The 25,997-nt window shown below is 42.8% G+C and carries 27 protein-coding genes; 20 read left to right on the top strand and 7 right to left on the bottom strand.

All coding sequences use genetic code 11. The features are described from left to right. The first annotated feature begins 121 nt into the window (after window positions 1-121). The 13 genes from BLS49_RS09345 to BLS49_RS09285 all read left to right on the top strand — a co-directional run bounded on the left by BLS49_RS09345 (window position 122) and on the right by BLS49_RS09285 (window position 11,731). Window positions 122-1,408: a glycosyltransferase family 2 protein gene (locus tag BLS49_RS09345; protein ID WP_091228823.1), complete on the top strand. Its 1,287-nt coding sequence runs from the start codon at window positions 122-124 to the stop codon at window positions 1,406-1,408. A 118-nt stretch (window positions 1,409-1,526) separates the two neighbouring features. After that, on the top strand, window positions 1,527-1,814 hold the full coding sequence (locus BLS49_RS09340) for a nucleoside-diphosphate sugar epimerase (protein ID WP_091228821.1): 288 nt from the start codon (window positions 1,527-1,529) through the stop codon (window positions 1,812-1,814). Window positions 1,815-1,838: 24 nt separating this feature from the next. Further along, entirely contained in the window at window positions 1,839-2,186 is a 348-nt protein-coding gene (locus BLS49_RS09335; RefSeq protein WP_091228818.1) for an alpha-helical endospore appendage domain-containing protein, read from the top strand. Next, window positions 2,183-2,527 (top strand): hypothetical protein, encoded by a 345-nt coding sequence (locus BLS49_RS09330; protein WP_091228815.1) that lies wholly within the window; start codon window positions 2,183-2,185, stop codon window positions 2,525-2,527. Before BLS49_RS09335 ends, BLS49_RS09330 begins: the two co-directional genes overlap by 4 nt. Continuing rightward, window positions 2,490-2,867, top strand: a complete 378-nt coding sequence (locus tag BLS49_RS09325; protein ID WP_091228813.1) for a hypothetical protein — start codon at window positions 2,490-2,492, stop codon at window positions 2,865-2,867. Before BLS49_RS09330 ends, BLS49_RS09325 begins: the two co-directional genes overlap by 38 nt. 721 nt (window positions 2,868-3,588) lie before the next feature. After that, window positions 3,589-4,656, top strand: coding sequence for a CgeB family protein (locus tag BLS49_RS09320; protein WP_091228810.1), 1,068 nt, complete (start codon window positions 3,589-3,591; stop codon window positions 4,654-4,656). A 56-nt stretch (window positions 4,657-4,712) separates the two neighbouring features. Continuing rightward, window positions 4,713-5,849: a CgeB family protein gene (locus BLS49_RS09315; RefSeq protein ID WP_091228807.1), complete on the top strand. Its 1,137-nt coding sequence runs from the start codon at window positions 4,713-4,715 to the stop codon at window positions 5,847-5,849. Window positions 5,850-6,018: 169 nt separating this feature from the next. Then, entirely contained in the window at window positions 6,019-6,765 is a 747-nt protein-coding gene (locus BLS49_RS09310; RefSeq protein ID WP_091228805.1) for a glycosyltransferase family 2 protein, read from the top strand. Then, window positions 6,758-7,141 carry a hypothetical protein gene (locus BLS49_RS09305; RefSeq protein WP_091228802.1) on the top strand — a complete coding sequence of 128 codons (384 nt, stop codon included), beginning with the start codon at window positions 6,758-6,760 and terminating at the stop codon, window positions 7,139-7,141. Before BLS49_RS09310 ends, BLS49_RS09305 begins: the two co-directional genes overlap by 8 nt. 32 nt (window positions 7,142-7,173) lie before the next feature. Next, window positions 7,174-8,232 (top strand): glycosyltransferase family 4 protein, encoded by a 1,059-nt coding sequence (locus BLS49_RS09300; protein ID WP_091228800.1) that lies wholly within the window; start codon window positions 7,174-7,176, stop codon window positions 8,230-8,232. A 15-nt stretch (window positions 8,233-8,247) separates the two neighbouring features. After that, window positions 8,248-9,336 (top strand): glycosyltransferase family 2 protein, encoded by a 1,089-nt coding sequence (locus BLS49_RS09295; protein ID WP_091228797.1) that lies wholly within the window; start codon window positions 8,248-8,250, stop codon window positions 9,334-9,336. Window positions 9,337-9,341: 5 nt separating this feature from the next. Beyond that, entirely contained in the window at window positions 9,342-10,139 is a 798-nt protein-coding gene (locus BLS49_RS09290; RefSeq protein WP_091228795.1) for a glycosyltransferase family 2 protein, read from the top strand. A gap of 5 nt (window positions 10,140-10,144) precedes the next feature. Then, window positions 10,145-11,731 carry a glycosyltransferase family 2 protein gene (locus BLS49_RS09285; protein ID WP_091228792.1) on the top strand — a complete coding sequence of 529 codons (1,587 nt, stop codon included), beginning with the start codon at window positions 10,145-10,147 and terminating at the stop codon, window positions 11,729-11,731. A 139-nt stretch (window positions 11,732-11,870) separates the two neighbouring features. Here the strand turns inward: BLS49_RS09285 and BLS49_RS09280 are convergent, their stop codons facing one another. From BLS49_RS09280 to BLS49_RS09265, 4 genes are all read right to left on the bottom strand, one after another. Further along, the gene (locus tag BLS49_RS09280; RefSeq protein ID WP_175471355.1) at window positions 11,871-12,854 is read right to left on the bottom strand and encodes a CotS family spore coat protein; all 984 of its coding nucleotides are present in this window, start codon (window positions 12,852-12,854) and stop codon (window positions 11,871-11,873) included. Window positions 12,855-12,965: 111 nt separating this feature from the next. Beyond that, on the bottom strand, window positions 12,966-13,625 hold the full coding sequence (locus BLS49_RS09275; RefSeq protein ID WP_091228787.1) for a hypothetical protein: 660 nt from the start codon (window positions 13,623-13,625) through the stop codon (window positions 12,966-12,968). Between the two features lie 112 nt (window positions 13,626-13,737). Beyond that, window positions 13,738-14,529: a HipA family kinase gene (locus BLS49_RS09270; protein WP_091228784.1), complete on the bottom strand. Its 792-nt coding sequence runs from the start codon at window positions 14,527-14,529 to the stop codon at window positions 13,738-13,740. 13 nt (window positions 14,530-14,542) lie between these two features. Further along, complete coding sequence (locus BLS49_RS09265; RefSeq protein ID WP_091228781.1) at window positions 14,543-16,027, bottom strand: hypothetical protein; 1,485 nt, start codon at window positions 16,025-16,027, stop codon at window positions 14,543-14,545. Window positions 16,028-16,201: 174 nt separating this feature from the next. Between BLS49_RS09265 and BLS49_RS09260 the strand changes: the two genes are divergently transcribed. From BLS49_RS09260 to BLS49_RS09235, 6 genes are all read left to right on the top strand, one after another. Then, on the top strand, window positions 16,202-16,879 hold the full coding sequence (locus BLS49_RS09260; protein WP_091228776.1) for a glycosyltransferase family 2 protein: 678 nt from the start codon (window positions 16,202-16,204) through the stop codon (window positions 16,877-16,879). Between the two features lie 20 nt (window positions 16,880-16,899). Beyond that, window positions 16,900-18,267 carry a glycosyltransferase gene (locus BLS49_RS09255; RefSeq protein ID WP_091228773.1) on the top strand — a complete coding sequence of 456 codons (1,368 nt, stop codon included), beginning with the start codon at window positions 16,900-16,902 and terminating at the stop codon, window positions 18,265-18,267. Beyond that, a complete protein-coding gene (locus BLS49_RS09250; protein WP_091228769.1) occupies window positions 18,267-18,782 on the top strand; it encodes a PIG-L family deacetylase in 516 nt (171 codons plus the stop codon). The genes BLS49_RS09255 and BLS49_RS09250 overlap by 1 nt, the downstream gene beginning before the upstream one ends. Window positions 18,783-18,804: 22 nt before the next feature. Then, window positions 18,805-19,773, top strand: a complete 969-nt coding sequence (locus BLS49_RS09245; protein ID WP_091228766.1) for a glycosyltransferase — start codon at window positions 18,805-18,807, stop codon at window positions 19,771-19,773. A gap of 13 nt (window positions 19,774-19,786) precedes the next feature. Then, the gene (galU, locus tag BLS49_RS09240) at window positions 19,787-20,662 is read left to right on the top strand and encodes a UTP--glucose-1-phosphate uridylyltransferase GalU (protein WP_091228884.1); all 876 of its coding nucleotides are present in this window, start codon (window positions 19,787-19,789) and stop codon (window positions 20,660-20,662) included. Window positions 20,663-20,765: 103 nt separating this feature from the next. Next, window positions 20,766-21,116: a hypothetical protein gene (locus BLS49_RS09235; RefSeq protein ID WP_091228762.1), complete on the top strand. Its 351-nt coding sequence runs from the start codon at window positions 20,766-20,768 to the stop codon at window positions 21,114-21,116. A gap of 61 nt (window positions 21,117-21,177) precedes the next feature. Here the strand turns inward: BLS49_RS09235 and BLS49_RS09230 are convergent, their stop codons facing one another. Genes BLS49_RS09230 through BLS49_RS09220 form a run of 3 tightly spaced genes read right to left on the bottom strand, consistent with a single transcriptional unit; the run spans window position 21,178 to window position 24,379 of the window. After that, entirely contained in the window at window positions 21,178-22,095 is a 918-nt protein-coding gene (locus BLS49_RS09230) for an NAD-dependent epimerase/dehydratase family protein (protein WP_091228759.1), read from the bottom strand. Window position 22,096: 1 nt separating this feature from the next. Further along, entirely contained in the window at window positions 22,097-23,074 is a 978-nt protein-coding gene (locus BLS49_RS09225) for an NAD-dependent epimerase/dehydratase family protein (RefSeq protein ID WP_091228756.1), read from the bottom strand. 18 nt (window positions 23,075-23,092) lie between these two features. Then, on the bottom strand, window positions 23,093-24,379 hold the full coding sequence (locus BLS49_RS09220) for a nucleotide sugar dehydrogenase (protein WP_342707187.1): 1,287 nt from the start codon (window positions 24,377-24,379) through the stop codon (window positions 23,093-23,095). 303 nt (window positions 24,380-24,682) lie between these two features. On the opposite strand from BLS49_RS09220, the gene BLS49_RS09215 reads away from it, so the two are divergent. Next, window positions 24,683-25,912, top strand: coding sequence for a glycosyltransferase family 4 protein (locus BLS49_RS09215; protein ID WP_091228748.1), 1,230 nt, complete (start codon window positions 24,683-24,685; stop codon window positions 25,910-25,912). The last annotated feature ends 85 nt before the right edge of the window (window positions 25,913-25,997 follow it).

Here is a 25,997-nt window from a genome sequence, read left to right as displayed (position 1 = left end):
CTAAGCCTATGCTTCCGAAGCATGTTTCCTTCGGAAACATTTCAGGTGCTCACGTACTCAACTTACGCTCCGCTCCTCAGCCTCGGCTTCATCCAATCTTAACCTTCAAGGGGGTGTTAAGTTGAAGAATAGTCAGAGAGATTTTCAAAGGGGATATGAAGCGGGATACGCTCGTGGTGCTGAGATAGGCAGGCAGTCTTTTGGCTCACCGTTTGAAGGTACTAGCATTATTATCCCTACTTATAATCGTAAGGACTTGTTGGTAGAGTGCCTTGACAGCATAGAAGCTTATACAGAACAGCCGTATGAGATAATTGTGGTCGACAACGGTTCGAATGATGGAACAGTGGAAATGCTTCGTCGGCGAGGCGGAGCGCTTCGGATTGGGGTGCATTCGCAAAATCTGGGATTTGCAAGAGCGGTGAATACAGGCTTAATGATGGCTAAGGGAAGTACGATTGTACTCCTGAATAATGACGTGCTTGTTACAGAACGATGGCTCAGCCAACTGCTGCGATGTTTAAATGAGAGTTCGGGAGCTGCTGCTGTTGGTCCTGTTACTAATTACATTGGCGGGGAGCAGCAGATGGATGTTCCTTATACCGATATTCCTGGTATGCGCGAATTTGCCGCCAGATATAATCGCTATAATCCTGGTCTATGGAGAAAGTCAGAACGACTTGTTGGGTATTGTATTTTATTTTCTCGCAGCACTTTTGAACAGGTTGGTTATTTTGATGAGGGATACAAAGTTGGCAATTTTGAAGATGATGACTGGATGGTACGTCTTCGTTTTCAAGGAAAAGGGATGACAATCGCCGGTGATACTTTTGTACATCATTATGGAAGCATGACGATGAGAGAACTAGGCTCTAATGGCTATATAGAAGTGAATACTCGAAACCAGCAGTTTTTTGAAGAAAAGTGGGGATCACCTCATGAAATGCTTAATCGGATGCAGCCATTACTTAATGCAGGCTCATTGCGTAATATAGATTTTTACCCTTCTTACACATGGATTAACGACAGTGCAGGAAGATTATTTTGGCTTGAGCACGGTGTGAAACATGCTCCTGTTAATGGTATGGCTATAAACCAGTCCATTCATCGTACAACTCGCCTGTCTGTTATGGATATGCTTCAGATTCCTTCGGGACCCCAGTTACTTGCTTCTGAAGTGAAAAGATCTCCTAAGGGGCTAAGTGAAGGTGCGGTGATTCGCAATTCCTGCGGTATTTTGTTTCAAATTGATCGGGGACAACGTCGTGAAATGCTCTCGCACTATACTTGTGAAGCATGGGGATTACACATTACAGAAGTGTTGGAAAGTGAACGTTCAGAGATTATGCAATTGCCGACGGGCTTTCCAATATTGCCCCCTCCTCGCCTGCTCTCTGATGATTTGTAAATCGTGTTATCTTGAGGAACGGCATGCTTTGTTCTGGCATATGCTGAAAATGGATGAACACCGGGCAGGATCGTCGCCGGTTTAGTACTGTAATCTGAAATGATGTGGAGGAGTCAGGATGGAGGACAAAATTACGGAGATTATTGTTCACTTGTCCCACTCTCATCAGCAAATGGCGAGAGTCATCGATGCTGAGCGACATGTTTCCGTCCGAATGGCACAAATCGTGCATGCAATCCCTGATAATGATCCGGCTTTTGATGGAATACCGGGAATGCTGGAAAACACAGGGCTAGTAAACAAGAGCGTAGTATCCTATCTCAATGCTATTGCTGATCTCGAGGAAGCGATGGCTGAAAACTTGGGTCTTGTTATTAAAGAGATGAGAGACCAAAGTGAAGAATAAGAGCGCGATAGTGGGGATGATCGTATGAGCAGAGAACAGGCCTACTTACACATCCTAGATGCAAACTCCAAAATCCAGTGGAACGTGGCAATGATTTTGGAAGCCAAAGCGGTGGAAGCAGAGAAAGTTAGAAACTGGATTTTAAATCATGTGCATCAGGGTAGTTTTGAAACTCACGAAAAACAGTTATCTGAGCCACTAAGTGTTCATGAGCAGTTGGTGGAAGTTGTTGAAGGATTAACTAAGCTGCAGAACGGGTTATGCAGCAATCTAAAATCACTTATTGTCTCTGATGATGATTCTTCTGGTGGTGATGGCGACTTCGGCGGCATGTTCAGCGGCAGCTTTGATATGGAGGACAATGATTCATGATTCACGATCTTGGGGCGGCGGAGGCAGCTAAACTGAGGTTGATCGATTCAATAGCTCAAAGTCAGGTAGCTATGGCGCGAATCATGAGCAGTTTAGCTGATATTACGGAGCATTCAGAAACTACGGCCCGTCATTTGGCAGAGAATGTTAAAATTTTAGTTAAATATCAGGACGCGATGGCCCGAACCGTATGCGGGATAACATTTCATCGCGTTAATAACGGAACTCCTACATCACCGTGGATTATGCAGCCTTGCTATCCAGCAAACATCGCTACCCGAGGAGAACAGGAGGATTATAAACATGGCAAAAACAAAGGTGCGGCGCAGTCGCCGGCTTAAATCCAAAGGAGCTACTAAGGCACGTAAGTCTCGCCTGGGTAGACGCAGATTTTCACTAAAACGCGGACGTTTGAAGCGTGGACGCAAGTTTACGGGCAAACGTGCCCGTCGAAAAACGGGATTACGAAGACGTCGTCTTCGCCGCAGAATAAAGTCGCGGCGGAGAATACCAGTGGCGCCTAATTTACCTGTTCCTATACCTGAGCCTCCGCCACTCCCTGATGATGCGGCAGCTTATGATCAAGCTTATAATCAGGCATATCAGGAAGGATTCAATTCCGGCTTTGCTCAAGGGTTTGAGGATGGGCATAAGTTAGGATACAAAGAGAGAACATCATAAGTTTTGTTCTTGCATGGGCTGTCCCAAAAGTAGGATTATTGTTAAAACTAGAAATAGCGGTGCAAGGAAGATGATCCCTGCACCGCTTGATCCTGCCACACATTCTATGACCGTATCTCAAGTGTAATAGTGTCATGATGCGAAATTCCTGCAAATGTGCAGGTTTTGTTTATGTAAAACCTCTAAATGACCTAAATTGCTGCAAATGTACAGGCTTTCTCTAAGGATTCTCTTCAAACTAGTCTATTCTGAACCATATTCCTGCATTTTTGCAAGCTTTTGTTCATCCTTTCAAGGCTACTTTTAAAAAAACTGCATTTTTGCTTTTCCTGATATCTTGCCTTTCCACTGCTAAACAAGAAGTCCCTCAAAGTTATCTTAGATAACTTTTGGGACAGCCTCTTATTTCCCCATGATCACTCCGTTCTCAAAAAATAGAGGAAGTTAATTACGCTATTTTTTGTGATAACAGTTGCGACATCTATGCTATGCTCTCAAGAAAGGCAACCTACACTTTATAACTTATACTAATACACCCAAATAACCTTCCATTTCGGAAGGTTATTGGTGTTGCTTGTTTACTGTTTTTCTGCTGTGGCATCGTCCATACAGGCATTAGCCAATTTAATGATATATAGGGTAGCCGTCCATGATGCAAGTGTACCCCCAGCATATATTTATATAGACCTAGGAAATACATTCAGAGATAGGATGAATGCCAATGTCAAGCAGTTCTCGCGATGGTTATCAAGCCGGATATTTCGAGGGATACCGTTTTGGCGGATGTCAGGCCGTTCTTGCACGCATACCGCCTCAATCTCCCTCCAAACGAAATATTCGTGTTCTTTATGTTCCACAAAATTTTGAGGCAATTGACCGCGGAGTTACCGCAGCATTGTCGGAAATGACTGCGGAATGCATCGTTGCTTCGCCCGAGACGATGCTGGAAGCAACGATAGCGAATCGACCGGATTTGGTGCTGGTCATGAACGGACTTCATGTGTTTCCAGACAATCATGCAGAGCATATTCAGAGTATTCGGGAGATGGGAATAAGAACGGCAATATGGTTTGTAGATGACCCCTATTTTACCGATGATACTGCAAATTTGTCCAGAGCATTTGATGTGGTTTTTACCCATGAGCAGTCGTGTGTTGAGTTCTATCGGGAAGTAGGATGCCCTGTCGTTCATTACTTGCCGCTAGCGGCGGAACCGAGCGTTTTTCGTCCATTACAAACGTCTAAGGATTATCAGTTTGATGTATGTTTTATAGGCAACGCGTTCTGGAATCGTGTGGAGATGTTCGATCAGATGGCTGGTTTTCTGCAGGATAAGAAGGTTCTGATTGCAGGAGGACATTGGGATCGACTGTCGCAGTATGATCAATTGTCGAGGTTTATTCGTAACGGATGGGTCGCTGTCGAAGAGACGGTATCTTATTATAATGGCTCAAAAATCGTAGTTAATCTTCATCGGCCCACGACTGCAGGTCAGGATAATCGGAATATGAGAGATATTACTGGAGGCTCCATTAATCCTAGGACATATGAGATTGGGGGCTGCGGTACGCTGCAAATTACCGATGTACGAGGGGATCTACTGCAATACTATCGCCCAGGATATGACATTGAGACTTTCCAGAATGTCCAAGAGTTGCAGGATAAAATTGATTACTATCTGAAGCATGAAAAGGAGCGTCAAGCGATCGCATGGCGTTGCCTTAGAACAACAAGACAATATCACACGTTCACCAATCGGATTGAACGATTACTGGCCGCTGCCTTTTAGCGCTATTTAATGATCCATAAGGCACGGCAACAACAATGAGAAGAAGGAGTGACCGTATGTTCGTTCAACATACACCACCACACACACCGCCGTTTCGGGGTAATTTGGCGGACTTTTCCGGCCGAAGAGGATGGGAAGAAGGAATCAAAGACGGCTATGCCGAGGGATATCTGCGCGGGCGCGCCAAAGTCATTGTAGGAGCACCGAAGCAAGGCTTTGCTTTTCGACAAGTTAAAATTCTTTATGTAGGAACTGGTAAAAGCTTTCCGTATTCTCCTATTGATGAAGCCATCATCGCGACACTGCAAACCTTGGCAGCGGAAGTCATTGTATCCGTTATCGGGCAGCCTATTGGAGAATTAGCAGCAACACATAGGCCCGATTTGGTCCTTGTGCTCGACGGTGTAGAGCTGCCTACTGATCAGATCGATACGATTCGCGGAATAGGGATCAGAACAGCAATCTGGTTTACAGATGATCCTTATTACACTGATTTTACATCGAACATTGCACCTCACTATGATTATGTATTTACGATGGAACGGAATTGCGTTGATTATTACCGTTCGCTAGGATGCAGCAATGTTTACTATTTGCCGTTTGCAGCATATACCGAGCATTATCATCCTACTTTGACGCTTTCACCTGTAAGACGAAACATTAGCTTTATCGGGTCAGCTTATTGGAATCGGGTCAACTTTTTCCAGCCGATTATTGGGGGACTTATGGAGAATGGTCTTGTTATTAACGGAATTTGGTGGGATCGACTGCCTGAGCACGTAAATTATACTAATCAAATTGAGCTTGGCAAATGGATGGGGCCTCTCGAGACTTCAGAAGCATATAGTGGCTCAAAAATAGTCATTAATTTGCATCGTTCACCTATCGATGAGTCTGTCAACAACAATACGATTGGAATAACGGCTTCTTCACCGAATCCTCGCACATTTGAAATAGCGGCATGCGGTACACTTCAATTGGTCGATGTTCGCGAAGACCTTGCCTCCTTCTATACTCCAGGAGTTGAAATTGAAACATATTCTACTTCAGATGAATTAATGGAGAAAGTGAACTTCTATTTGACGCATGAGAAAGAAAGACAGGAAATTGCACTTCGGGCTTTGGAGAAAACTTACAGGGATCATACGTACAGCAATCGAATCCACCAAATGTTCGAACATATATTTGGGTGATCTTTAGTGTTCGATCATCTCTAAGGGAGGAAGCAGACCAGGTATTTAGTGTCTGCTTTCCTCGTAAGTCATCATGTGTCAATGGCAAGGGAGTTCTGACCATACCAATCTCTTAATCTAGAATACACTATCTTAGATTCGTAATTTTTTTGCTGAAAGGAGTGGTCAGATGGCTTTTGAGAGAGTTTTGGGTTTAGTAAGTGTTATGATTCCGTGCTATAACTCATCTTCTTACATTTTAGAGACACTTAACAATATAGCGGCTCAAACTTACCCTAATCTTGAGATCATTATCGTAAACGATGGATCTACGGATAATACTGTAGAAAAAATACATTTATGGTTGCAAAGTCCTGAAATTCAAACGCGATTTGTATCCACTCAGAGATTTCAATTGCATTCTTTGCCTTATAACGTTGGTTACGCCGGTGCCAATACAATTGGTTTATTTTTGGCAAAGGGTGAATTTATTGCAATTCACGATTCTGATGATTTATCACATCCCGAACGGATACAAAAGCAAGTCGACTTTATGCGTACTCATGAGGATATTGGACTGGTAGGTACCAATTTTGCTGAGTTTTGGTCTAACAATCCGAAGGTAAAGTATGTACCCAAGTGGATTCAATACGGTCATGAACAGATAAAAGGAAAGTATGATATTGGTTCCGGTGGTGCTTGTTACGGAAGTCTTCTGTTTCGCGGAATTGTTTTTGATGAGACGGGTGGTCTAATTCGGAATCTTCCATGGAAAAAAGCCATTGTTGGACATGATAAATTGTTCATCAAACGTTGCGTCAAGCAAGGCTTTCGAATTGATAATATTCCTGAAGTTCTTTATTATTACCGCCTTCATGAGACCCAAATGTCTGGCAGGGGAAGTACAAGGAAGAAAGGAGAACAAACAGATGGGTAAATTACCGAATGGCTTTTCTGACTTTAGAAGAGGGCTTGAAACTAGTCGGTGTCGCATATTATCTGAACTGACACAGGCGGAGGACATTACTTTCTTTACCTGTGGGGGGGAACATCGGGGAATATCTCATTTGGGCTGGAACGAGACATTTGCTGCACTAGTTCGGAAATTGACTTCTCACCATATAGGATACAAGGCAAAGGAGAAGGAGAGCTTCATGAGTATCGGACTGACTGATCGGGCACATATAATGGTCGCTGGAGCCATGCTAGGCAAAACGGTGTATATACCTCTTCCAACTATCACAAATTACCAGGTATTGCTCAGTTCTCTTTACGAGAGTATCCGGGTCTATCCAGAGAAAGCTGGACAATGAGGGCTCCTTTGAAATCATGGAGGTGACTGGACATGGGGCAAAGCACAAACGTTGATCGTAAGGATGTATTTCAGTTTAAATTTGTATCTCATTATTTTCAAATTGAAGGTGCAAAGGGATCGATACTGGAAGCCAATATGAGGGCTAAATGGTTGTCATTACTATGCCCGGATGATTTACGAATAGCTTTTGCTATGAATAAAGGTCAGGTTCCTATGTATGGTGCAGAGTACGTTGAACTGGTAGACAAGAGAGAAGCCGGGTGGTGGAATCACTATTTCTTTAATTCATGGGATTTAAATCAGGAGACGGGAAAAACCGGATGGAGTGTCGGTCCCAATATTGATTTATCCCAACCGCTCAAAGCTATGGTTCCACTCATCGTATATTCAAACTACCACAAAAGTATTGTGTTAAAAAAATGGAATCATTATGATCCGAATTTGATCACGGTCATTCCCAATATGGTAGATGATACGTTATTTAATCCAGGGGCAGACTGTCAGAGGGGGATCATTGGCTGGATTGGCTATGATAATCCAAGTAAATATACTAAAGGTCCTGAAGTAATTCCTTATTTAGCAAAACGATTTCCACATTTGAATTTTGAGATGGTACATGCTTCAGAGCCCAGATTCCAAGATGAATGGATGAAGGAGCCCCTTCCAAACGTTACGATTTATCAGAAAGTTGCTCATTATGACATGCCTGACTTGATTCGCAGATGGCATGTTCTTATAAGTGGAAGCAAATGGGAGACAGGTGCAACTCATATTAAGGAGGCGATGGCTTGTGGAATTCCAGTCATTGCTGCAGACGTTGCTGTAATTCCAGAGATAGCTTCTAGTCAAATGCTATTGAAAGACATGATGTGGGGGCATCCGCCGCATACAACACATCCCTATCAATGGACTGACTCCTCTTTAGAAAGATATGCCCAAGCGTTAGATGAACTGATTTCTGACTCTGATAAACTAAAAAAGTTGTCTTTAGCAGCAATTGAGGAAAGCAAGGCAACCTTTCCGCCAAAAATTGCGGAGCAGTGGTTCCGATTTATGCGTAAATGCCGGGATTGTTATCAGCTTAGTTAGAAGGAGGTGGTGAAGATGAAGGAACAAGTCACTGTGCTCATGCCTGTGTACAATCCGGGGAGATATCTGGAGGAGGCTTTAAAGAGCGTCTTTATTCAATTGTACGAGGATTGGCGACTGATTCTGATCGATGATGGTTCTGATGAAGAGGTTCTATCGTCAAACAGTACGATTTTACATGATAAGAGGGTTGAATGTATACGTTTGCCACATAATGAAGGTCAATCGAAGGCTTTGAACAAAGGGCTTGAGCGAGTGAGTACTCCTTATGTTGTTCAATTGGATAGCGATGATTGGTTTTATCCACATACCTTAGATATCTTAGTCCGTGAAGCTGTCCTCCAGCCGGAGAATGTGGGGATTATTTCAGGTAATATCCATATCGTTCATGAGGATTCTGAAGGTCAAAGATTTATGACGGAAGTATATAAGGGACGGTTTTTTCGTAATAAATTTGACTTTCTGTTGTCTAATACATCTGTGTGGCCTCGATTTTATCGTACCTCTGCTCTGAGATCTATAGGAGGATGGCCGACAGACGACCCTTATGAAGGACGTTACTTGGAAGATAAGCGGGTCTTGTTAAGACTTATAGAAAAGTATGATTTCCACTGGGTAGACTATATGCTGTACAATCATCGGCGCCATAATAACAATCAAACGAATCAAATCGATATCTATGCAGAGATGACGGAGTGGACGGTTCGTAATGCATTGGAACGCTGGGGTGGGAAATACGAGCCCGAGTTTATGGCTTATGGGGTAGGATGGAAAAAGGTTACAGGACTCCTCCCTCGAGATAGTTTTTATCATGAAAAGATTGAAGGCACCGCTGATGCCGAGTCCTCGTTAGCTGTTGAGGTACCTCAACTTAATGCGGCACCTCCGAACTCAAAAAATCTTGATTCTTTTGATGAAGTTGATCATCCCAGTATGTACAGTGGTCTCACGTATGAGCAACTCGGTCAGTTCGGTCTTGGTACAGCTCCGGGAAGAGGTCCGGGAACAGGACCCAATACGGGACCAGGTACAGGTCCAGGTACAGGACCAGGTACAGGACCAGGTACAGGACCAGGTACAGGACCAGGTACGCTGGGAGGATAACAGGGATGCCGAAAATCACGGTAGTTGTGCCTACCTACAATAAAGCGGATTTTGTTCAGGAAACGATTCAATCGATCCAGAAGCAGACTTTTGACGATTGGTGCTTACTTGTTATTGATGACGCATCAAGCGATCATACATTGTCAGTAGTTCACAAAGTCATCGATCCGCTTCGAACCCGAATCCTGTCACAACCCATGAACAAGGGGATTTGCCATGTTTTAAATTTGGCGCTTGAACATATCGATACAGAGTATTTTGTTCAAGTCGATGGCGATGATTGGATTGAGCCGGATACCCTTCAAGTCCTCTATGATCAAATGAGTGCAGAATCCGGGGATACGGCATTGGTCTATGCAAATACTTGTCATTGGCATGTTATAAATGGCAGTCTGCAGTTCAATAGAATAGCAAAGCAACGGCTTTTCCTGAATCGTTATGATTTTGCTGCTTATGACCGAATGGTGCAGCCACGCTTTTACAGAACCAACTGCGTTAAAGCGGTCGGAGGCTGGGAAATTGATGATTTAACTGGAGGCAAACTGATGGAGGATAGACGCATTCTGCTTCGTCTTTTGGATCATTACTCATTTGCTTATGTGGATCGGGATTTATATCACTTCCGTTATCATACGAACAATTTGAGTCACGACCGAAATGCCTCCATCTATAACAAGCTTAGAAAATATTATACCGATCTTGCGCTTGAAAGATGGGGAGGGGATTATGTTGCCCACATGACAGGCCCTCCACATCGTTGGCAATCGCTTCGGCTTGAGCCTGTGGATCGGAGGAAGGAGTAAAGCCAGTGCCGGACGTTACTGTTGTCATTACCTTATACAATAAAGAGCGTTATATTGAAGAGGCCATCCAAAGTGTCCTGGACCAAACGTATCCTGATTGGGAGCTTTTGATCCTTGACGACTTCTCAAGCGATGATTCTTTAAAGCGAGCGCAGAATTTCAAGGACCCGCGTATTCGCGTGATCCCCCTGAATAAAAACATCGGGCAAACCCATGTCTTAAACTATGCTCTAACGCTGATCAAGACTCCGTATTTTATTCAGTTGGATGCAGATGACTGGTTGAATGAAGACGCACTCAGTACAATGATTGAAACATCGAGTCAATATCCTGATGTCGCTTTGATCTATGGCAATCATTTTGCTTATTATTTGGATGATCAGGGGCAAGTCGAAAAGAAAGAAAAAATTATTTTGGAACAATATTTGGATAAGTATGACTTGATCACTAAAATGAGTAATGCGATTGTTCCACGCTTTTATCGGACGGATGTCATTCGTGAGATTGGAGGTTGGATGGCCCAGGAAAAGGGCGATATGCTGGCTGAGGATGTTCAGATCACATTAAGGTTGGCGGGCAAGCATCGGTGGGTGTGGGTGGACAAAATTTTATATCATCGAAGAAGAGACCCTGACAATATTAGAAGCTTCGAAATATCAAGACCTCTTCGCAGGGAATATCGTTATCATTTATATAATCAAATATTGAGAGAATGGGGCGACGAATACAGAGTTCAATGGAAAAAACTGAGTAAAGGATACTTCTTGGAGAAGCTAGTTCCTCATACCAATATTCATCACGATGATAGTCTTGCGTATACTATTGTGATTCCCAACTATAACCATGAACAAACTATCGTGGAAGCGATCAATAGCGCGATTAAGCAAAGCTTAAGTCCTGAAGTTATTCTAGTTGTAGACGATGCCTCGACCGACCGTTCGTTAGAAAAGCTCCACTTTTTCGATAATAACCCTAAGGTTCAAATCATTTCTATGGAGAAAAATTCTGGTATATCTCATGTCCTGAATGCTGCTCTACCTCATATCAAAACATCGTATTTTATTCAACTGGATGCGGATGACTGGATGGAAGAGAACACGGCTGAGACTCTGGTCAAAGCTATGCAGAAAGAACCAACAGCAGCCTTTGCTTTTGGTAATCATCGTCTGTGGGAATTGAATTCACAAGGCGAATTATCTCTTGTCGATGAGGTGCATCAACCTCCTTTTAAGCATAAGTACGATTTTCTGTTGAAGCTCGGTTATATGGTGAATCCTCGATGCTATCGCACAGAATGTGTGAGAGGGGTAAATGGATGGATTACTAGTGATCCGTGGGATGGAAGATACTACGAGGATGCCCGAATGATTATTCGATTAGCCGCACTCTATTCATGGGTACAAATTCCCGAGCTGCTGCACAACGTTAGAGTGAATCGTCAAAAATCATACGATAAAATACAATATTATAATCCTCTCAGGAAGTCTTTTTATGAGGAAATACTGCGTCAGTGGGGAAATCTTTATGAGCCGGTATGGAAGGTGGCGGCTACAGGTCGCGTTGTTTTGAAAGAGTTGAAACCTAAAGCTTGAAGTGTAGTGACAAGTATGAATGATAGGGCGGGACAGGATAACATATCTGTTTCGTCTTTTTTACTGTTAGAAGGGTATATGGGGAAGTGAATGCGTTTTCTAAAAAAAATGGACCGTCCTGTATGGGACGGCAAGGCTATTAATTAGGGTATTCTTTTATTAAATAGGAGGTTTTATCATGCTCTCTACGTAAAAATACTTCAATTTCTTCAATGGACATTTCCTTATACATGCGGTTCTGAAGAAATCGGTAGAAGTTGTGTGGGAACGATAAATCAAGGTACAGCATTTGCAGCTGCCAATCGTTAAGTGGGTTGTACCTAGTATAATGTTGGATGAGGTTCTGAAAAGAGGCGTTATCCCAAGATTCAGAATGCTTTAATATACTGTTTAATAAACGGCCAATATCCTTAGAGGGATAGTTGTACCGAACAAATTCCCAGTCAATGATATATAGTTGTTCTTCGGTGTAAAGTATGTTCTCGCTGTGGAAGTCGCCGTGAGCTATAAAGTGTTCATGAGGCGGAAGGTCCTTCCATTGCTGAAACTGAGCGTGAAGCTGAATTAGCTTTAATGCTCTAATTCCGGCCTTCAGGTAATCATTGATCCCCTCCAGAATCATTTTCTTTTTAGCAGATTTTGACTTGGAGAACCGATCCTTCCACTCTAGCATGTCTCGAATCTTTCGAATATAGTGTTTCTCCCAATCATGCTCTTCGGCATAGTCTGGACCAAAGTGAGAATGGAATCCGAGTGATACGTTATGCATGGTTCCGAGTAGGGCAGCTTTACTTGTGATTGCATCCAAAGAAGATGGGGAGTTCGAGGTACCTTGAATTTTTTCTTGTAAAACGAAAAGATCTCCTTCCCAATTCAGATAGGACTCTCCACTTAATGTTGGATAGACCATTGGAATGGATATTCCCTTTTCACGTAAAAAGTGTTCTACCTCCAAAATAAATTGAAGCCTCTTCTCCGTGACGTAAATGCTCTTTAAGACGTAGCTACCTTTTGTTGTCTCAAGTGAGACGACCAAGGTTCGCGAAGTCTCATGGAGAAGATCGTAATTCTCTATGCTAAAGCCATAATGAGAGGAAGCTGCTAGCAGCAGGGGATCAAGCACGCAAACCACCTTCCGGAATCAAGTTGGTAGAATGAGGTATAGATAGGTACAGCCTCTTTCAGAAGGAAAGAGGCTGTATTGCAGAAGCAGCAATGATGAATGAATCTCTTACTAGTGGTCGCTGGAGCTGGAGGAACTAGAGCTGGAATCTGAATTAGCGTGTTTCTTAACAACGACGTAGTCACCAAACGCTATGAAAGTTGAAGGATCTGCAACATCCAGACCGTTAATATTGTAGTATAGACCTGCTGACTGTTGAAGGTTAGCGGTAACATAATCCGGGAGAGTTATCGTGTTGGCCATAGGAAGATTGATGAAACCGACAACACTACTGATTTCAAGTAAACCACCGAGCAAAGTATTACATTCATGATCAACGTTAAAGTCGCCTTTGGCTTCGACTCTTAATACAGTATTTCCTAAATAGTAATAATCAAAGGTTTTTTCAATACGGAGACAGCTCATGGGATCGACATGATGAAATCCAAGACTTATTTCCTTTTCTAAAGTTTTAATTGTGTCTATACATTGGTTAGGAGGAGGAGGCCCTGGTACAGGAGTAGGTGCAGGTGATTGTGGTGGCTGCCATCCTGCTGGCGGACATTCTTTACAGATTCCGAGAGATACGAAAACTGACAATTTTTTGTGAGTTGGATTTTTAAGTGTGACGACAATTCTATTGTTAGGGGCATAACCTGGAGTAAGAAGAGGAACAAAAAAAGGACCGGAGGTTACCGTTTCTTTCTTCTTGTGATGAGCACTACTCGACATTTTAACACTCTCCTTAAGAGATTCAATTAAGATTATCTATCCATTATTATTAAATGCAAAAATATCGAAATTGCTTGGGTTTATTGATAGACTCTAGCGTAAAAAATAGAATCTAGTACTCATACCTAGCAGTTTGCCAGACTGGGAAATGATGTATCAATTCCTCGATGGCAAAGCGAACGCGATCCTTGCGATAGAGCAGGAAGTCGACCAATTCATTTAAATCATCCTCTGGAATAGACCATTGATCCGGTAATCCATGTATAGCGTTTCTGATGTCATCTTCGTCTAGCGATTCTATAGCGGTTAGGTAAGGATCAAACGGATCATAGTTATCGATAAATGGAACAAATTTTTCGTACAGGGGTCCCCAGAATACATCCATTTTCTCTGGATCCTCCCACCACTCTTCCATGTTCCAGTCCGGTCCGAAAAATGCATCGGAATGGTCTATCAACATGATCTCTCTCTTCTCATCCAAGTAGAGCAGATTCGCCTGTGTGACATGTCTATCCCAGTTATTGATCCAATGATCGAATGCAATCATCCCGGCAGCGTAATGTACATTATTGCAATCTGATAAATCAACGTTGTCCCCTACATTAACTCCATCTTTAGCATATCGGGTGCCAATGTGGAGACCAGGGGGGATATCTAGCTTCTTTAATTCAGGATACATATCTAGTAGATCGCGGGTAATCATTACGATGCTGCATTTAGCTATAGGTAGATTCAACAATTCTGCTAGACGGCTGGCTATCCATTCGTTTGCCAGAACGCTAGTGCCGTCAGGATTGTTGCTTAACTTGACTACATACGTTTTATGATCATCACATTTAAATATGTGGGGACGAGTCCAGCCCTGCTCCATCGGTTTTATATATTGCACAGCTCGTCGATACATGCCTAATCACCTGTCATTCGTAAGGGCCTAACCACTGCCAACTGTTGCGGTCATCCCTGACAAAATATTTATATACGTCATTTTGCAACACTACAGCGGTGAGTTGACTGGAATTGTTCTCGATAAGGATTGCATCAGTAAAATGATCCTTTCCGAATACGTGAGGACCAATCCAAGGATGCTCTGGATTGTCATTGTTCCTCCACCAATGTCCTAGACCTCCGCCTTTTAGCGGAGCTAACACTTCGAAGCTCCCATAACTGCTTTGTATAAATGAAGGCATTCCAACGACTTCTTCGGCAAAAGTATCCGATTGGAACCATTCCCCTGTATCGTCATCTCTCCAAAAATGAACGAGGCTAGTGCCGATTCGGCAGATCACTTCGATATTTCCATAACTGGTTTCCAGGACGCTTAATCCGCTTACCTTACCACTACCGAACGAATAAGGACCATACAAAATACCGGATTTCACCTTCCAATACAGCAGTCCTTCTTCCTCAGAAGCGGCAATCCATTCCATGACGGTGCCTTTATTTTTTTTTCGTCTGATCATGTACGGGAACCGTCCCAGATCTTTATTGATGAAAGACTCTTGAATATCGGGATCATACTGAATCTCGCGTTTCATCAATTCACGTACAGCCGCTCTAGTTTCATCCTTCATTTTTCGATAAACCGGATGGAACAGATAGCAGCCAGGCTTCTGGTTTAAATAATGCACCATTTCGTCCAGTGGAAAATGGGGACGGTATCTTATCGTAGATGCAACATCTTCTTGATAAGGATGTACTTGTATTCCAAGCCGGTCTGTCATCGTGACGAAGACAAGCTCATCTACCCCGAAGGCCTCAGTTTCCATCAGGTTTTTATGAAATAGACTATATTGGTCGCTGTTGAGAAATCGCTGAACTAGATTTCTGCTGTAGACCTGTCCAACGTTAAATGACTCAAAGTAGGGTTCTTGTCCTAGCAGGGGCTCCCATTGCTTTTTTTCTTGCCGCAGCTGAATGAGACAATAAAAATCGTCGTCCGGAACTTTAGTTCCTACCCCCATATAATCCTTGTTTTCCATTTCTCTAATAATGTAGGATTCGTAACCTTCTTTTGCGAACAGCGCATCAGAATCAAGATTGACCAGATAGTCGTATTTTTTATTACTATCTTCGAGCCATCTCATGACTTCAAGCATGTAGACAGCGGTGACTCCATATGAAAGCTTTCTGCTGGTTGGACAGACGGGATATCCCAGTCCATGGCATAACTCAGGATCATCGCCGCCATTAAATAAAACAATTGAGCTATTTGGGCAATAGCAACGAATGTTATCCAGCAGATCAATTACGACTTCCTTACGGTTATGAACAAGAATAGCAAAACAAATGCGCTTTACTTTATTATTTTCGCTATCATCGGTTGAATTATTGCTATGAGTGTAGTTCGTATATTCCGAGTAATCTGTATATTCCGAATATTCAGATTCCGTGTATTCCGTCAATTCGTTTCAACCTCCATCTTTTTTATTTGTCATATTTTATGATGGATTTATTAAATGGATTGGGTTTTCGTAGTCCAATATCGATAGTTTCATAATTGCGCGATTGTACCTGTCAATATAGGGAGTTTCATCATAATTTGGAGCAGAGTAAGTTCATGAAAGGATGAGGTTGCCTTGGCCTACTCAAGGATTCATCAATTAGTTAGCGTTGTTATACCCTGTTATAATGCTGTGCACTATATTGAAGAATGTTTGGACTATTTGAGCGAACAAAGCTATAAAGACATGGAAATTATCGTTGTTGATGACAATTCCACTGACAGATCAGCTGACGTCGTCCTCAGGTGGAGAATGCGAACCGGATTTACTCGACTGACACTGCTGCAAATGCCGCGTAACGCAGGATTTTCTGGTGCCGTAACGAGTGGTTTTTTTTTGGCCCAGGGAGAATATATCGCTATTCATGATGCAGATGACTTCTCTCATCGGGATCGATTGCAGAAACAAGTTGAGTATCTGAATGCACACCCGGATATCGATTTAGTAGGTACGAACTATATGGCTTTTGAGGATGAGAATGCAAGCGAGCAGACGTTGTCAAACTGGCTTAGTTACGGAGAAGACATCGTTTCCAGATACGCTCAAGGTGATCATTGTGTCTCACACCCGACAGCTATGTTTCGAGCCAGTAGATTTGACAAGTTAGGCGGGTTAACCCGAAATATGAACGGGGCGGAAGATTATGAATACGTAGCTAAATTTATTCAGAACGGTTATGGAGTAGATAATTTACATGATGTATTGTACTACTACCGTCTTCATTCCAATCAGAGATCCAGAGAATTTTATTGACTTAAAGGAGATGAAGGTCCTTGAAGAGAAGGAAAAATATCGATATGAAGAAGAGGGTTTCGGCAAAAGTTCCTGAAAAGTCTCCTGTAAAGACTACCGCCAAAGCTTCAGCCAAGACACCAGCAAATCGGCCGATTGTTAAATATGTCGTTAATGCTCAGGCTCCAAAACAAATCGTTCTGTTAAATAATGAAGAAAAGAACAATCCGGCAGGAGAGTACAGGACAAAAAACCACGATTGGGAACCCCGTATTTTGATGGTTCTGGATCAGTTTAATGTTGGCGGCACAGAGACACATGTTCTTTCCAGCGTGCGTGAATTGCTGCGAAGAAGAATCCATGTAGTTGTCGTTGGGAAAAAGGGCGAAATGATGGATGCATTTGCTGCATTGGGATGTCCGATTTATGAATTGGATTTCGTTACTGATAATTTCATTCAAAATTTTGCTGATGAGAAAAGAATCGTTGCGCAAATGAAGCAAATTTTAAATTTGGAAGAGATCAATATTATTCATGCCCACCAAATCCCATCCAGCCATTTCGCAATTGTCGCTTCTGAACAGCTGCGTATTCCTTTGATTTTTACTGTTCATGGTCATTATTCTAATAATGAAGCCGAAGTGATGAAAAGGAGCAAATCTCTCGTTTGTGTCAGCCCCTCGGTTTTAAAGCAAATACCAGTCAACGGAGTTGCTACACATTTGATTCCGAATGGAATTGATACCATTCAATATGATGATCGTCCCTATGCACAAATTGACTTGAGCAGAGAATTAGGTATTGAAGATACAGCACCTATCATTATGTACGCAGGCAGACTATCCTGGGAAAAGGCAGATATTTGCAAGGATTTGATCGAAGCCTGCAGACAGCTGCGCAAAGAACAATATCCAAACCTTCAATTGCTCATTGTAGGGGAAGGAAGACAAAGCGAATTGATTTCAGACCTGGCAAAAGAAGTTCATAAGCAAGTAGGACAAGATTTTATCCATTTGCTCGGAAATTCATTGAATATGTTACGTTATTACACCGCATGTGATGTCGTTGTAGGTACTGGAAGAATCGCGGTTGAAGCTCTGTCGTGCAGATGCCCTTTTGTAGCGATTGGCAGTAAAGGCTTTATTGGACCTATTCATCCAGGCAACTATGAAACGGCTTGGGATTCTTGGTTCGGGGACCATCATGCCGATGAAGCCTGGTCGGTGAATAAAATTAAAAACAGCTTGCGTCAAGTACTAAATCTGTCTGACCAAGAGCAGGAAGAAAGAGGATGGGTTGGCCGGAATTTCGTGAAGGAGCAATTTGATATCGTTGATGCGACGGATGTTTTATTGGATGCCTACAATGATGTTATCCGCAACCAACGGCTGGTATATGAGGTGAAATAATGTCTTTCAGACAACTTTATAACAAGCTGATGATTGTCGCTCACCCTGACGACGAGAGTATATTTGGGGGAGGAGCGTTGATCTCACAGCCAGGGTGGAGAGTAATTTGTTTAACCAATGGCAGTGATGCTGTACGTTCCAAAGAATTTAAACAGGCAATGGAATTTGCTCAAGCAGGCTATGAAATATGGGATTATCCTGATGAGTATGAAGGCAGCTTTGATGAAGAACAAGTGAAGAACGATGTGGAAAAAGTGCTGAAGTCGGGACATTATGAGCGTATTATGACACATAATCTACATGGGGAATACGGGCACAGCCAGCACAAGGCTTTATCCCGTATTCTTCATAACATGCGTCTGAACAATTTATGTGTGTTCGATACGACCGATGATAAGCTGCCCGACAACATCCTGAAGAAAAAGATGGAGCTTCTTCATCATTACGAGAGTCAAATGTATGTGATTGATGGATTGGAATCTTATATTTCATACGAAAGAATTATTACCGATTAGACTCCACTGGGGGTGAATTCATATGGTTATTGTTCAAATCTCACCATATATTATCCCTCTTCCCGGCAGTGGGGGATTAGAACGTGTCGTTTATAATTTATCGATGGGGCTTCAAGAAATGGGCCATGAGGTATATGTATACGCCGTTGCTGGAAGCAAGGCTGGCGGAATTGTTATTCCATATGGACATAGATGGGATCATTGGGACATTAAAGAATTTGTCCTTCAGACGATGCCTGATGATACAGATATCATTCATGATCATACCCATGATTTGATATTCGGAGAAGATGAGTTAGATATTCCTGTGATTTCTACGATCCATACGGATTGGTCCATAAATCAACCAGCCCGAAACCCCGTATATGTGAGTCAAACCAAGCTTAACCAGTCGATCCATCGTGATCATGGTTACTATGTGCATAATGGCATTGATATTGAGCAGTATGAATTTACTAAGAATAAGAGGGACTACTTGTTGTTCCTTGGTAGAATCGATAGGGAAAAAGGGGTAGAAGACGCCATTAGGGTGGCAGAGCTGACAGGAATGAGAACGATCATTGCCGGACCTCCATGGGATGGCGAGTTGTTCGATGAGCTGCTGCCCAGAATCCAAAACAACCCAAATATTGAATATGTAGGGGAGGTCCACGGGAAAACCAAACAAAGATTGCTGAAGTATGCTAGATGGCTTCTTTTCCCTACCGCGTGTGAGGAACAGTTCGGTCTAGTTATGGTTGAGGCAATGGCTTGTGGAACTCCTGTCGCAGCTTACCCTAGAGGGGCTGTTCCTGAAGTGTTAGCGGGATTCCCTGATTTCCTGTGCGGTGATGTTCATGAAATGGCCAATAAGGTTATGGGAGAAACATCCTACTCTCTGAAGGAGCTGCGAAAGTACGTGTCAGAAAGATACACAATTCAGAAGATGGCTAGCAGTTATGCGTCCATCTATGACGATGTTTTGAATCGGCATCGACATCAAGGGGGATGATTTAATTTTGGAAATGAAGGTGAGAAAAGCTATTATCCCTGCTGCAGGGTTAGGTACCCGATTTCTTCCCTTTACCAAGACAGTGCCGAAAGAAATGCTACCCGTTATGAATAAACCAGCCATTCAATATATAGTCGAAGAAGCGGTTGCCGCAGGAATTGAAGAGATCATTGTCATTACGGGGAAAAACAAGCGCTCTATCGAAGATCATTTCGATAAAAACACGGAGTTGGAACTCCATCTACAGTCCACGGGGAAATTAGACATGTTAAAGTTGATCCATCAGTCAAGCTCTCTTGCAAACATTCATTTTGTGCGGCAAAAGAAAGCTATTGGACTTGGTGATGCTATTTTGGCAGCTCGTAGTTTTATAGGAAATGAACCATTTGCCGTGCTGCTTGGCGATATGATTACAGATAATTCGCCATCCTGTACAGAGCAGTTAATCAATATATACGAAAAGCAGAGGGCACCTGTTATCGCTGTCGAGCAAGTAGATCCTTCGGAAATCGGAAATTATGGAATTGTGTTAGGACAACAAATGGAGGACCGACTTTTCCGGGTTCATACGTTGGTGGAGAAACCGAAAACAGCAATACCATCTAATATGGCAATAATGGGACGATATATTTTGGAACCAGCCATTTTCGATATTCTTAGTCATACCGAGCCTGGTGTAGGTACAGAAATTCAGTTGACCGATGCTCTTCAGTCATTCGCAAGCGAACAACCAATCTATGCATACCAGCATCATGGCAAACTATATGATGTCGGAAACAACCTCGGTTATTTGATCGCATCAATTGAATGGTGCCTCAAAAATGAAGATATGCGGGGTCCTCTATATAAGTATTTAAAACAATTGGTAACTGAAATAGAGCAGGATTAAAAGTGGAAAAAGGCAGTGTGGAGCTCATAAGTCCATACCATTCTATGGATTGCGAATATACTAGATCATGTAACAATATCAATATTCGCGAGGAGTGAATGGAATGGCGGAGAATGATAGAGTGAAAAAGCCGGAAGAAGTTCTGGCAGCTCTAATGCAAAAAATCCCCCCAATATATCACCATCTAATTCCGGAGAAATTAACTGTCGAGCAAAAGATCCAATATATTAATGATCAGCAAAAGAGAGGGCTTTACAGATTGGAGCCGTACTTTATGTGGCTTGACAGACCAGCAGGATCGGGGCTCTACACTGGTGCTGGAACAGCTCCTGGAACTGGTCCTGGAACAGGAACTTATCTTTCTGGTCCAAAAACTAAACCTCCAGTAAAAACAATTAACACAACAAAAAATCAACCACCTGTTAATGATCAAAAAGAAAATACTATAAAGTAATAAAGCTGAAAAGAACCTTCAATCCACTTCATAGGTGGTGTTGAAGGTTCTTTTAGTATGATCAGTCTTTATTTATTTCGTAATCATAAGTGTCTTGTAAACCGCGGTTCAAATCATATTTTGGCTGCCACTTTAAATCCTGCAGAGCTCTTACGTTATTCAAGCAGCTATGCTTGATATCCCCGCTTCTCTCCTGCTGATAAGTAGAGACGAGGTTCTGCCCATGGATATTTCGCAGCTTAAGCATCAGATCATTGATTGACGTTGATATGGCTGTTCCAAGCTGAATGATTTGCCCGTTACCCCTCGTGATCGCCGCAAGATTTCCCTCTACTACATCTTTTACATAGATAAAATCTCGTGTCTGCTCACCGTCACCAAAGATGACAAGCGGCAATCCCTTACGAATACGATCCATGAAGATGGAGACAACACCGCCTTCACCTTTTGGTGTCTGTCTTGGACCGTATACGTTAGCATATCTTAATACCGTGTATTCAAGACCATACAATTCATGAAAGATACGAAGATAAGATTCTGGAGTTAGTTTGGATAATCCGTAGAAGGAGAGTGGTTTGATGGGGTCCTGCTCATCAATGAGCGGTGAGTCTAGATCTCCATAGACAGCGCAGGAAGAGGCATAGATTATTTTTCGCACAGAAGCGCGTACGCAAGCCTGCATGATGTTTGCTGATCCTGCTATGTTTACACCTGCGTCATAGCCTGGCTCTTTGACAGAACATTGGACATCTACTTGGGCAGCTTGATGAAATACGATGTCCGGCTGTTCAAATACGATTCTTTCTCCAGCTTCCTCACTTCGAATGTCTAGTAGATACAGGGGGACTCCCTCCGGCAAATAACTTTCGTTGCCAGTCGACAAATTATCAATAACCTGAACCTCAGCTCCTTGCTGTACAAGGGCCTCAACTAAATGAGATCCGATAAATCCAGCTCCTCCAGTTACGATAACCTTCATATTATAATCTACCTTCTTGCAATTGCAGCCTGAACCAATCAATGGATCTTTGGAGGCCGTCATCTAATGATACTGCAGGATTATAGTGCAGCAGATTTCTGGATCTTGTTATATCTGGAATACGTACAGCCATATCTTCATACCCGGAACCGTAAGCCTGCTCATATGGCACTAAGATAATAGGAGACGAGGAGCCGGAGAGCTGACGAATCTTGTGTGCCAGCTCCAAAATAGTAATGGAGAATTCTGAACCAATGTTAAATGCAAGGCCGTTTGCCGTATGGCTCATTGTGGCAACGGTTCCTTCCACAGTATCACTTACAAAGGTGAAACAACGGATTTGTGAACCGTCATGATACACTTCGATCGGCTGATTCAATAGAGCAGCCTTAATGAAACGAGGAATTACGCCACCATATTGCGAAGAGGTCTGTCTAGGGCCATAAGCATTAAAATATCTTACTATGGATACCGGAAGACCTTTCTCAGCGTAAGCAAAGCACAGATGCTCATCAATTGCTTTAGCCGTCGCATAGCACCAGCGGTGGATGGAGGGAGATCCTAGTACACGATCTGAATCCTCATTAAATGGCAGCCGGGGATTACGGCCGTAAACCTCGGAAGTAGAGGAGAAGACTACCTTTACTCTATTTTGGTAGGCTGATTCAAGAACGTTGCGAGTGCCGTCGATATTCCCTTCGATTACCTTCAGAGGGTTTTCTACTGTGTTTTTTACCCCGAGAACAGCTGCTAGATGGAACACTACATCACTACGCTCTACTAATCCGCGCAGCAGCGATTTATCGGTCACCGAGCCGTGAATCATGGAATGACGGTTGTTCTCTGTAGCTTCCTTCAAGAAATGAAGTTGGCCGGTAGACATATCATCTAGCGTTACTACGTTATGCCCTAGCTTTAGCAAGCGTTCAACGAGATGAGAGCCAATAAAACCAGCCCCACCTGTAACAAGTATATTCAATTTAGTCACCCCTCCTAATTAGATCAAAACGATATTTGAACGATCCTGGATTCCCTTGGTGGCATTCCGTGTATCGATAATCAGATCGGCTATAGTCACTAAGGATTCATAAGAAATCGAGGAATGATCTGTTAATATAAGCACACCATCATGACGCTGAATGTTTCTCTTGGTGAGAGGGACGTTATCCAACGTTACTCCATCCAATATGAATTTCTCGATATAAGGATCGTGATATTGAATTTTGATTCCTTTATCTATCAGTTTCTTAATGATAGGAATCGAGGAAGACTCTCGCATATCATTAACGTCCTTCTTGTATGTGACTCCAAGCACAAATAAACTGCTGTCTTCTAAAGGCTTACGCGAGCTGAGCAGCTTGCTAACCCTGTGGACCACATAATCAGGCATAGCTTCATTGATTTCATGCGCCTTATGGATCAGTTGCAAGTCCCCGCCGAACTGTTTGGCTTTCCACTGCAAATATAGCGGATCTACAGGAATGCAGTGTCCACCGATTCCTGGACCAGGGTAGTAGGGAGTAAAACCGTAAGGCTTGGTGCTGGCAGCATCAATGGCTTCCCACAGATTGATGTTCATTTTCTCACAAATAATCGTTAGTTCATTCATAAATGAAATGTTTACAAGCCGCTGGCAATTTTCCAGCAATTTTGTGAACTCGGCGACTCGAGGTGACGATACTACGACGACCTTGCTGAAAATACTCTCGTAAATACGCTTTGCTCGTGCTGTACATTCCGCAGACACTCCTCCAAGTACCTTAGGAATGTTTTGCAGAGGATCGTGATGGGAGCCAGGATCTATTCTCTCAGGCGAATATGCAAGATATGCATTTTTGCCAACAATGAGACCGGTAGATTCGATCATTGGCTGCAGCTCTTCCTCAGTAGTTCCAGGGTATGTTGAGCTCTCCAGTACGATCAGATGTCCTTCATGCAAATAGGGCTGTAAATGACTCATAGCACCTTTTACATAGGTCAAATCCGGGTTGTGATCCTGATCTAGCGGTGTTGGTACACAAATGATAATAGCCTCGGCATGGCTTATATCAGAGAAGGAATCACTAACGTGAAATCTCCCACCTTCAAATAGCTTTCTAATGTCCTTGGCGGAGAAATCGGACAGATAGCTTTGATAGCTTCTCAGTTTTTGAATTTTTGTTACATCAAGGTCAATGCCGTACACTGTATGGCCTTTGCTGAGAAATAAACTAGCTAGTGGAAGCCCTACATAGCCTAAACCGATAACAGCAATGCTAGTTTTTACTTCGTTCAACAATCTCACTCCTTTTCAGATGGTTTGTATATCCTACTCAGTGAGTCTGGTAATGGTATAGATGAAAGTACCCGTGATAGAAAATATAGAAGAATATCACGCCGTTAAATCAGACTTTTTCGGCACTAATCTCAAATTTTGGTCTATGAAAACTAGGTAAAAGATTATAGGTTTGGAAGCTATGATACTTGTGCCGCTTGCAAGAAATAAGCCTAAGGACAGTTATCCTGAACAATTGGATTATTGTCCCTTACCTTGATCTGGGGGATAGCATAGAATGTAGCGGATTGTACAGAAGGAAGGGCGAGGGATATGAAGATATTACTAACGACGTATTTCTATTTGCCTCATGTAGGAGGGCTCTCGACTTATGTAGATGTACTCCGCAAAGAACTGGAGGCAATGGGTCATCATGTAGATGTGTTCGCGCATCATCCGGATATGAAGAAGTACTATATGCCCAACAATGGACGTTATTTGGATAAAGCAAAGCTAAAGGACCCTATTTATGACAAGATCTACGGATATTATGATACGAACATGAAGCATGTAGACCCATGGATCAGGTGGAGAGATATTGAGCGATATTGCTTTGAAGCGGCTGCTGCAGCGTTTGATCTTACAAAGTATGATCTGATCCATACGCAGGATATTGTATCCACCAGGGCATTGTGGCGGGTAAAGCCTAAATCAACACCATTGATTGCGACGATTCATGGCTGTCTTGCCGAAGAATTTCTCTATACTGGTGAGATTACCGGGAAGGATACGCTCAAGTGGAAATATATCGCCGCAGAGGAATTCTACGGAGCTGTATCAAGCGATATGACCATCGTGCCGACGCAATGGCTTAAGAACCTATTGATTGACGAATTTGGAGTTGCAGAACATAAATTGAAGGTTATTCCGTATGGGATCGATATCAAGTCATTTAAAAAACGGCTGCAGCAGCATGTGGATTTGCCGGTAAAAGAAGGTCATAAGGTTTTTATTTGTCCTGCAAGGTTAGTAACGATTAAGGGACATAAATATTTGTTAGATGCTCTGGCAAGGCTGAAACAGGTTCGCAGCGACTGGATTTGCTTTTTGCTGGGAAATGGTCCATGCAGAAATGAATTGCTGGTCCAAAGACAAGCGCTTGGCTTAGAGCAGCATGTTGAGTTTTTGGGGGATCGTAATGACGTTCCGTCCATTCTTGGGCGAGGAGATATTTTTGTACTCCCGAGTATACAGGATAACCTGCCGTTCTCTGTCATGGAGGCACAAGCTGCAGGAAAGCCGATTGTAGTCTCAAATGCAGGCGGAATTCCGGAAATGGTTACACATGAGGAAACAGGCTTGATCTCACCAGTTGGAGAGAGTGAGCAAATGTTTAAGAATCTTCTCAGATTGATGGAGGATAGAGATTTGAGAAAACGTATAGGAGAGCAAGCTAGACGGTGGGCAATTCAACAATGGTCAACTCATACCTTGATGCAGAGAACGATGGATGTCTATTCCTCAGTAATTAATCAGCACCTCGTAACTAAAGGAGGAGAATGAATTGATGACAAAATGCAATCCCTCCAGTAAATCCAACTGTGCAAGGAGACATTTACCCCGGATTCCACTCGTGAGGAGAGGCCCT

Origin of the sequence: Fontibacillus panacisegetis, assembly GCF_900102215.1 — a bacterium.
Classification (GTDB): Bacteria; Bacillota; Bacilli; order Paenibacillales; family Paenibacillaceae; genus Fontibacillus; species Fontibacillus panacisegetis.
This window is presented reverse-complemented; position numbering and strand designations above follow the sequence as displayed.

Bases quoted from the DNA above. Each gene is read 5' to 3' on its own strand.
- BLS49_RS09320 (WP_091228810.1), top strand. From the start codon at position 3,589: ATGTCAAGCAGTTCTCGCGATGGTTATCAAGCCGGATATTTCGAGGGA.
- BLS49_RS09245 (WP_091228766.1), top strand. From the start codon at position 18,805: ATGGTTATTGTTCAAATCTCACCATATATTATCCCTCTTCCCGGCAGT.
- BLS49_RS09330 (WP_091228815.1), top strand. From the start codon at position 2,183: ATGATTCACGATCTTGGGGCGGCGGAGGCAGCTAAACTGAGGTTGATC.
- BLS49_RS09335 (WP_091228818.1), top strand. From the start codon at position 1,839: ATGAGCAGAGAACAGGCCTACTTACACATCCTAGATGCAAACTCCAAA.
- galU (WP_091228884.1), top strand. From the start codon at position 19,787: ATGAAGGTGAGAAAAGCTATTATCCCTGCTGCAGGGTTAGGTACCCGA.
- BLS49_RS09235 (WP_091228762.1), top strand. From the start codon at position 20,766: ATGGCGGAGAATGATAGAGTGAAAAAGCCGGAAGAAGTTCTGGCAGCT.
- BLS49_RS09305 (WP_091228802.1), top strand. From the start codon at position 6,758: ATGGGTAAATTACCGAATGGCTTTTCTGACTTTAGAAGAGGGCTTGAA.
- BLS49_RS09295 (WP_091228797.1), top strand. From the start codon at position 8,248: ATGAAGGAACAAGTCACTGTGCTCATGCCTGTGTACAATCCGGGGAGA.
- BLS49_RS09215 (WP_091228748.1), top strand. From the start codon at position 24,683: ATGAAGATATTACTAACGACGTATTTCTATTTGCCTCATGTAGGAGGG.
- BLS49_RS09275 (WP_091228787.1), bottom strand. From the start codon at position 13,625: ATGTCGAGTAGTGCTCATCACAAGAAGAAAGAAACGGTAACCTCCGGT.
- BLS49_RS09300 (WP_091228800.1), top strand. From the start codon at position 7,174: ATGGGGCAAAGCACAAACGTTGATCGTAAGGATGTATTTCAGTTTAAA.
- BLS49_RS09250 (WP_091228769.1), top strand. From the start codon at position 18,267: ATGTCTTTCAGACAACTTTATAACAAGCTGATGATTGTCGCTCACCCT.
- BLS49_RS09315 (WP_091228807.1), top strand. From the start codon at position 4,713: ATGTTCGTTCAACATACACCACCACACACACCGCCGTTTCGGGGTAAT.
- BLS49_RS09230 (WP_091228759.1), bottom strand. From the start codon at position 22,095: ATGAAGGTTATCGTAACTGGAGGAGCTGGATTTATCGGATCTCATTTA.
- BLS49_RS09325 (WP_091228813.1), top strand. From the start codon at position 2,490: ATGGCAAAAACAAAGGTGCGGCGCAGTCGCCGGCTTAAATCCAAAGGA.
- BLS49_RS09270 (WP_091228784.1), bottom strand. From the start codon at position 14,529: ATGTATCGACGAGCTGTGCAATATATAAAACCGATGGAGCAGGGCTGG.
- BLS49_RS09310 (WP_091228805.1), top strand. From the start codon at position 6,019: ATGGCTTTTGAGAGAGTTTTGGGTTTAGTAAGTGTTATGATTCCGTGC.
- BLS49_RS09340 (WP_091228821.1), top strand. From the start codon at position 1,527: ATGGAGGACAAAATTACGGAGATTATTGTTCACTTGTCCCACTCTCAT.
- BLS49_RS09290 (WP_091228795.1), top strand. From the start codon at position 9,342: ATGCCGAAAATCACGGTAGTTGTGCCTACCTACAATAAAGCGGATTTT.